This is a genomic window from Leucothrix pacifica (assembly GCF_003172875.1).
Taxonomy (GTDB): domain Bacteria; phylum Pseudomonadota; class Gammaproteobacteria; order Thiotrichales; family Thiotrichaceae; genus Leucothrix; species Leucothrix pacifica.
The window spans coordinates 60,666-67,785 of sequence record NZ_QGKM01000019.1 but is presented as its reverse complement, the minus strand read 5'-3'; the positions used below and the strand labels follow the sequence as shown (position 1 = coordinate 67,785).

Genomic DNA, 7,120 nt, shown 5'->3' with positions numbered 1-7,120 from the left:
CTATGGTTTTTCAATCGTGGATTTCTAAATTGTCGTGTACAGAGGTGCTCAAAATAAGACTTAATTCTTTCTGGTTGTGCCTGAATAGATTTGAGATGTTTGAGCATTTTTGTTTTCATCTCGCCTTTTTTGCGGGTCGGTTTATCAGTCTTGATTTTAGCTTTCAGATCACAGTTAAGATATTCGTCAGGGTTCAGCTCGGGCGAGTAGCTGGGTAAAAAGAACAGCTGGATCTTCTCATTATGCTCTTCCAGCCAGGCTTTCACCGGCTTTGAGTGATGCACTCTCAGGTTGTCCAGAATCAGAAATATTTTCTTGTCGGCGTTTTTGGTCAATTGTTTCATAAAACGGATAAATACCTGACTGGTAAACTTTTCTTCATAAATCATGAACCGCATTTTTCCCTGATTGGTGATACTGGAAATCATATTAACGCGCTCACGTTGGGAGTATGACAATGTCAATACGGGGGTTTTACCTTTGGGTGCATAGCCTCTCGGATAGTGCTCCTGACTGGATACGCCCGCTTCATCGCCCCAATGGATTTCGGCTCCTTCTTTCAGAGCTCGCTGTTTGATATCTGGATAGCTTTCATCCAACCATGTTTGAACAGCTTTGGGCTGTTGTTCATACGCTTTTTTGACAGGTCGCTGAGGGGTAAATCCCCAGCGGGACAGATACGATCTGACGGTTCGTATCGGCATGTCGATCTGGTAATACTGATAGATCAGTTTCCTGACCGCATCAGCTGACCACAGGGCAAAAGCCAGTTTTAGCTGATCTGGCGTATGATCAATGATGGCTTTTTGGAGACGATCTTCCTGAGCTTCAGTGAGCGTTCGCCCTTGACCAGCAAGTCTGCCTCGTTGGCGCTCTTGATAATTGGGTTTGCCTGTTTGCTCATAAGCCAATATCCAGCGGGTGACAGTGCCTCGTCTCAGACCAAGTTCACGCGAAATGGCGCTTTTGTTTTTTCCTGAGCGGTAACGTCGGATGGCTACCCGTTTTAGTTCAGCGCGTGCCTCGGGGGTCAGGCTTCTTAAATCTACATTTTCCATGATCCAAGTATAACAGTTTCTGGTCGATATTTAATTGCCGGATTAATACATCCAGCCCTCATGTGTTTTCAGGTAGGTCAAATCACCGGCCCATATTTGGTTTTGGGGTTTCAGGGTTAAAATCCTGATTAACCAAATTATCGGCAACTTCATGGCTGTGCTTACGTTGTGTTGTCGACTTGTAAGCTTGGCGTTGAACCACCTTCAGGCCTAGCTGTTTCATCAATGTTCTGACACGATAGCGGCCAATCTCAAAGCCTTCTTTGCGAAGTTTCTTTACCATTTCCCTTGAGCCTAGGCTTTCTCTGCTGGCGGTAAATAATTGCTTGATACGGCGGTACAAATGTAGCTCAGACTCAGTGATTAACTGGGTAGGGCCTGGGCAACGTTCTGATAAACTGAAACTTTATTTCATTTCTTTCGCAAAGAAGGCACTGGCCTTCCTAAGAAACACATTCCAGGGTGTAGCCAAAATCAGCGGCTTTGCGCCGTAAATTCTTGAGCGTTCTCTCCTTATATTGCTGCTCATATTGGTCAGCGCCCGGATCCCTATAATCCTGGCCATAACGCATCGCGTTATAAAATAGGACCGCTATTTTGCGCGCAGTGGCAGTCACCGCTTTGGCTTTACCTATTCGGGCTGATAGACGTCTGTAAAAGGCACCTAATGCCGTATTAGTTTGCCCCAACGTTGTTGCGGCTAATCTTAAATGAGCCACGATGCGGTTGTTACTTTTACGACTATGAGATAATAGAGCTTTCCCACCTGTAATCTTCGAACCGGGGCAGAGTGTTAGCCACGAGGTGAAGTGCTTGGCAGTCGGCCATTTACTAAGATCAGTGCCACATTCGGAGATCAGTCTCAGCGCAAGGTATGGACCAATGCCATGAATTTGCGTCAAGTCACCCCCCACTAAGCCGTAGAGAGCTTGTCGGACATCAAAATTTAGTGCACTCGGTTGTTTTGTTTTGTGCCGTGCTTTCGGTATCGGCTGTTCTGGTTCCGGACTGTCCAATGAGAGCATCGCGAGTGATTGCTCAATTTCAACATCGCATTCTTTTACCTGTATTTGATAGGCATCATATAAGTTCAAGGCCTGCTTGAGGGCAAACAGATGTTCAGGTTGATAATTGCCGGTCAGCGCTTTGCAAATAGTGGCTTGGTCAGACTTACAGCGTCCATCACGCATAGCGGCAAGGGTTACTGGGTCATACTGTCCACCAACAATCGCTCTGATAATTTTCATACCAGTGACACCCATTATATCCGTAATCACATGATGAAGTTGAATATTCATGTGTGTGAGTGCTTTTTGCATATGCTGAATATGGGCTGCGGCATAATCCAACATACGCTCACGGGTACGCAAATAACAACGTAGTGCAACAATATCTTGCTTGGGGCGAAAGCTGGCTTTTAACAAGCCACACGCATGCAGTTGTTGTATCCACTGGGCATCTTTTACATCCGTATTACGACCAGAAACAGAACGTGTTTCGCGGGCGTTAGCGAGTACAACGTGTAATCCTCGACTTTCCAGCGCTTCATATAAAGGGATCCAGTAAACGCCTGTGACTCCATGGCGACGGTGGTAATGCCGATTTTAACGAGCCAGTCTGCTAGGCGATGAATGTCGCTGGTGAAGGCTTGAAAGGTTTGCACTGAGTCCTCGCACAGATCAGGAGACACTGAGACCACATGAAAAGTAGCCCCGACATCAATCCCAGCTGCAGAAGGGTTGATGACCGGAAGTGCTTGATTGTTCGTTTTCCGCTTTTTCATAAAATACCCTCGTTGGATTGAGAGCCTAGCGGAAGGGGAGTACGGGTAAATCCATCACTTTCCTAAACGGGGTCACTAAGTGCCGCCAATATTGGGTACGCCAACTCCCCGGATCAGGTTTTTTGACGGGATTAAAATCTCCAAAAGGCGAACGACCACTATCCGGTAGGCTATTCAGTCGACCCTGATTAATACACTTTGAGCAGCCAGACTCGCTGAGTGACGGACATCAGTATCTGATTCTTGCTTTGCTCGTGATGAGAAAAGCCAATGTAGTTGTCGAATACTTAGTAAATACCAGGCAAAACAAAGCCACCTCAGTAGCTTGCGGATGTTCTGTCCGGCACCGCATAGAATGACATTGATCGCATCACCTGTTTGGCCTTTCAGATAGCAACGACCCAGCTTACCATCTTGCTTCATATGGCCAATAATGGGCTCAATGCTGTTTCGCCGATTCAGTCGTCGTTTCTGCAGTTGAGTGATTCCACGCTTTTGTCCGGCGATAATGATTGTGGTATTTCCTTCATAACCACTCCCTCTGTAGCCCTTGTCGACATAAGCTTCTTCAATCAATTTGTCATTGCACAGTGTCTTGGTCTGTTCCAGCTGTTCGTTTAGCGTGTGTCCATCGTATGGATTGCCGGCAAAACTACGAGCACCCACAACAAAGCACTCTCTAAGCGTGGTCGCGAAGCTGGCTTTTACGCCGAACTCATAACGCTTATGCGCCTTGCCTTTGCTCAAACATTCCGTTTCCGGTGCGTGCAGACTGTAAAGCTTTTGCTTGCTATGTTTTTGTTGATTCAACAAGCGCTCCGCATGGAACAGCACTTGCACCTGAGCCTGATTGAGGTGCATATCCGACGTTATTTTTCGTAGTAAATCACGATAGACACAACCCAATGCATTTTTGATCTTTTTCAGTGCCTTTCGCATCCGTTTAAACTGTTTGGCATGCGCATAACGACCAATCTTCGGCAGCAAAAAACGGGCTTGTTTCTGATAGGTTTGTCGTAAAGATATGCCGAGTTCATGAGCCAATGTCACTAACTGTTTACGTGACTGATTCTGCAATTGGCTGTCAGTTGGGAAACGAATGTTTTTTTCCTGAACCGTGGTGTCAATCACAACCCGTTTTAGACTGGAAGGTTTGACCAGCTTGCTTTTGAGGCCCGCATCAATGGTGGCTGTTAGTAACCACTCACAACCTTCTTCACCCAGACGCTGCCGCCAGCGCGTCAAGGAACTGGGGTTGCAAGGGAATTCATGCTGGAAGAAGGTTTCACCGCAGAAATACTGCCAGTAAGGCGATTCTAACCATTGCTCAACCACACGCTCATCGGAGACATTAAAGGCATGCTCCAGATACAACAGACCTGCCATCAAACGAACCGGTAAAGCAGCGGCGCCCAAATCACTAAAGTGAGGCGCAATATGCTTCTCCAGCTGCGCCCAGTCTATTTGATGAGCTAGACGACACAGCGCATGATTCGGATTGACCAAATCACTGAGCCGGGTTTTGAAAAGGTCGTCTTGAGGATCATTTACCGTGGGTCTGGGCTTCATAAAACACACTCATTCTGCAACTTATTGGGCTGAGCACAGCAAAAAATGAGAGATTAGCTGTGCCAAGCGTGTATTTTATCAAATAATATCAAAGAGTTAAATATTATTCAGGGCCGACTACCTATCGAAATGGTTGATGGCGCTTCCTAACGACACTTGAGGCGGCTTCCACATAAAACTAACATCAAAATGTGGTGGCTGCGCCCCAGAGATATTTTTCTAGTTCTTGTTGCGTCAGGCGGCTTAAACCCAGTTATCCGTTCGTAGACCATCAACGCGCTCAAATTCGCGCAAATTATTCGTGACCACAACCAAGCCCTCACTGCGCGCATGACCCGCTATGTGTAAATCATTCACGCCAATGGGTGTGCCTTTGCGCTCAAGATCAGCCCGAATATCACCATAATGCGCAGCAGCATTCGATGTGTATTCCAACACTTCCAAGCGTGAAACGAAGTCTTCAATTTTTCTTAAGTTTCGTTCCACGTATTCACTCTTTTCTGCACCGTGTAAGAGTTCAGCCAAAGTAATACTACTGATGGCGAGTTGGTCAGCGTGTTGGTTAAAAGTATCTAACACTTCGATCGGCTTACGTTTGATGACATAGATAACGATATTGGTATCTAACATGTATTTCAGCATTAGAAGCTTTCCCGCTCAGCTTGCTCTTGCGAAGCACGCTCTTCCATAAAGTCATCACTCACTGTGTCGTCAGACAAAAAGAAGCTGTCCCACCTGTTACCTTGGGGTGACAAAATACGGTCTTTGCCGACAATTCTTACAAACACTTTTTTTACGGTATCAGGGAAGCGGGTGTCTGCTGGCAATCGAACAGCCTGTGTGCGGTTATTGATGAATACTGAACCTAATGGCATTTTATACTCCTCGTGACGTGCTATATACACTATATATATAGCACCACTAACAATATTACAAGTCCGCCGAATTAATCGATGCTAGCCGCAATACTATCGCAACGGGTAAGGCTTACCAAAAACACGCAAGCGGCTCACCCCACCATCCGGGAATGTATTTAAGCGGATGTGGGTGACCTTGCCGAGTGCCACAATTTCACGCTCAAAGCGGGCGATAGCATCCATGGATAAGGACTGTGGCGGCAATAGCTCACGCCAGAAAATACTTTGTGGCGCCAGGGATTCGTCAGTGCCAAAGTCAACGAAGGCCGCTTGTATTGAGCACTTGTCGGGGTAGTTGCCTTTAAAGTGCGCGGTATCCACCTCAATTGCATCGATTTCACCGGCACAAGCCAGTTCAAAGATCGCCCAATCGTTACCCGGCTCACGGCGACGACGTGTCTCCCAGCCATCCCCCATATTGACACCGCGGCCCGGCTTGATGATATTGGTAATCGTGCCATAGTGTTCATCATTAGCGACAATGGCGCGGCCACCGTTTTGCGCCGCCAGCAGGTCAATACTCTCATCCGTCGCGAATGTCGCCCAATCGTGCTGGAACTGCCCGTAAACACGGAGTCTCGCGATGCCGCCATCCGGATAAATATTCAAACGGATATGGGTAAAGGTTTGCGTGGCATCCACCTCAAACTGACGCTGCGAGTTCCCTGCTAAGGCCGTCGATGCGACCAGCTCCGTCCACGCTACATCAGGGCCGGGTACGACGTCATCGGTGAAGCTACAGGCATCGATGGACGCCGCGGCGGGGTAGTTACCGGTAAAGTGTGAGGTATCTACCAAAAACCCGTTAATCGTCGCGTGACCGCCCAACTTGATAATGCAGTAATCATAGCCTTCATGGCGCTTACGACGTGTTTCCCAGCCATCCATCCACTTACCGTGCTCGTCAAACTTTCCTTCAATAAACACCGCAGGGTCCGGATTGATAAGACGTGATTTATCTGCAAAAAAATCATCGGTCGCATAAATCACTTCAGCCCCTAAACGCGGGTCTGCAAGGTTGGTCGGTTCTGAAAAAATAAGCGTACTGGTTGATGAGCTCATAAATAAGGTATCCGGTTGGTATTAGTCGTTTTGGGCTTGCGTGCTGGCAATGTCTTCTAAACGGAAGCGCGCGATTTTGTGGATCTCAGTGATCGCTTGCTGGTATTCGGTCTCCCAGTCATGATGGATACGGGTTTCAAATGCCGCCAAAATGATGTGCCGATTACTGCCTTTGACAGCTTTAATAAATGGAAACTGAAACTTGTCTTTGTACGCCGCATTCAGGGTTTGAAAACGCGCGTATTCTTCTTCGGTACACTGATCAATCCCCGCGCCGGATTGCTCGGACGTGGACTCCTTGGTTAGCCTGCCTTCCGCTGCTGCTTTTCCTGCCAAATCCGGATGCGCGTTAATCAGTGCCAGCTTCTGCGCTTTCGTGGCGACATCCAACACCGCCTGAAAGCGTTGACTCAATGCATCCACGTGGTCATCGCTGGCGGTAAGGCCTTGCTCATACACTGCTTCTGCCAGCCATGCGGAGTGCTCGTAAACTCCCCCGAATACCTCGATAAAGCGGGCTTTGCTCATGTCAGAGGGCGCTTGTTTAAACGTTTTATTCACTCGTGTTTCCTAGGGTTGAAGGGATTGAAACCAGACACCGATCATCGCACGTTCTGCATCCGTCATATTGGTCATATTGCCAATGGGCATGACCTTTGCCATCACAATCTGCTGATGAATGCTTTGAGCCAATGCGATCACCTGATCTTCCGTATCCATGATAAAGCCTG

General features: G+C 47.6%; 9 protein-coding genes and 1 pseudogene. All 10 read right to left on the bottom strand.

Annotation, left to right across the window (positions count from 1 at the left end; genetic code table 11):
- The coding region (locus tag DKW60_RS09060) for an IS630 family transposase (RefSeq protein WP_109837333.1) at window positions 1–1,058 on the bottom strand (1,058 nt) is incomplete at its 3' end.
- 45 nt (window positions 1,059–1,103) lie between these two features.
- A pseudogene (locus DKW60_RS09055) lies at window positions 1,104–1,501 on the bottom strand (IS3 family transposase); the annotation flags it as partial.
- On the bottom strand, window positions 1,502–2,599 hold the full coding sequence (locus DKW60_RS09050) for an IS110 family RNA-guided transposase (protein WP_245929657.1): 1,098 nt from the start codon (window positions 2,597–2,599) through the stop codon (window positions 1,502–1,504).
- Window positions 2,521–2,841, bottom strand: a complete 321-nt coding sequence (locus tag DKW60_RS24010; protein WP_219988690.1) for a hypothetical protein — start codon at window positions 2,839–2,841, stop codon at window positions 2,521–2,523. Before DKW60_RS24010 ends, DKW60_RS09050 begins: the two co-directional genes overlap by 79 nt.
- A 174-nt stretch (window positions 2,842–3,015) precedes the next feature.
- Window positions 3,016–4,410 carry an IS5 family transposase gene (locus tag DKW60_RS09045; RefSeq protein WP_245929655.1) on the bottom strand — a complete coding sequence of 465 codons (1,395 nt, stop codon included), beginning with the start codon at window positions 4,408–4,410 and terminating at the stop codon, window positions 3,016–3,018.
- 243 nt (window positions 4,411–4,653) lie between these two features.
- A complete protein-coding gene (gene vapC / locus DKW60_RS09040; RefSeq protein WP_109837331.1) occupies window positions 4,654–5,052 on the bottom strand; it encodes a type II toxin-antitoxin system tRNA(fMet)-specific endonuclease VapC in 399 nt (132 codons plus the stop codon).
- A complete protein-coding gene (gene vapB / locus DKW60_RS09035) occupies window positions 5,052–5,285 on the bottom strand; it encodes a type II toxin-antitoxin system VapB family antitoxin (RefSeq protein ID WP_109837330.1) in 234 nt (77 codons plus the stop codon). The genes vapC and vapB overlap by 1 nt, the downstream gene beginning before the upstream one ends.
- A gap of 93 nt (window positions 5,286–5,378) precedes the next feature.
- Window positions 5,379–6,389, bottom strand: a complete 1,011-nt coding sequence (alc, locus tag DKW60_RS09030) for an allantoicase (protein WP_109837329.1) — start codon at window positions 6,387–6,389, stop codon at window positions 5,379–5,381.
- Between the two features lie 21 nt (window positions 6,390–6,410).
- Window positions 6,411–6,950, bottom strand: a complete 540-nt coding sequence (gene uraD, locus DKW60_RS09025) for a 2-oxo-4-hydroxy-4-carboxy-5-ureidoimidazoline decarboxylase (protein ID WP_219988689.1) — start codon at window positions 6,948–6,950, stop codon at window positions 6,411–6,413.
- 9 nt (window positions 6,951–6,959) lie between these two features.
- A complete protein-coding gene (locus tag DKW60_RS23650; protein ID WP_181389634.1) occupies window positions 6,960–7,109 on the bottom strand; it encodes a hypothetical protein in 150 nt (49 codons plus the stop codon).
- Between the last annotated feature and the right edge of the window lie 11 nt (window positions 7,110–7,120).

Excerpts from the sequence above, each read along its gene's own strand:
- alc (WP_109837329.1), bottom strand. The coding sequence starts at position 6,389 with ATGAGCTCATCAACCAGTACGCTTATTTTTTCAGAACCGACCAACCTT.
- DKW60_RS23650 (WP_181389634.1), bottom strand. The coding sequence starts at position 7,109 with ATGGATACGGAAGATCAGGTGATCGCATTGGCTCAAAGCATTCATCAG.
- vapC (WP_109837331.1), bottom strand. The coding sequence starts at position 5,052 with ATGCTGAAATACATGTTAGATACCAATATCGTTATCTATGTCATCAAA.
- DKW60_RS09045 (WP_245929655.1), bottom strand. The coding sequence starts at position 4,410 with ATGAAGCCCAGACCCACGGTAAATGATCCTCAAGACGACCTTTTCAAA.
- vapB (WP_109837330.1), bottom strand. The coding sequence starts at position 5,285 with ATGCCATTAGGTTCAGTATTCATCAATAACCGCACACAGGCTGTTCGA.
- DKW60_RS24010 (WP_219988690.1), bottom strand. The coding sequence starts at position 2,841 with ATGAAAAAGCGGAAAACGAACAATCAAGCACTTCCGGTCATCAACCCT.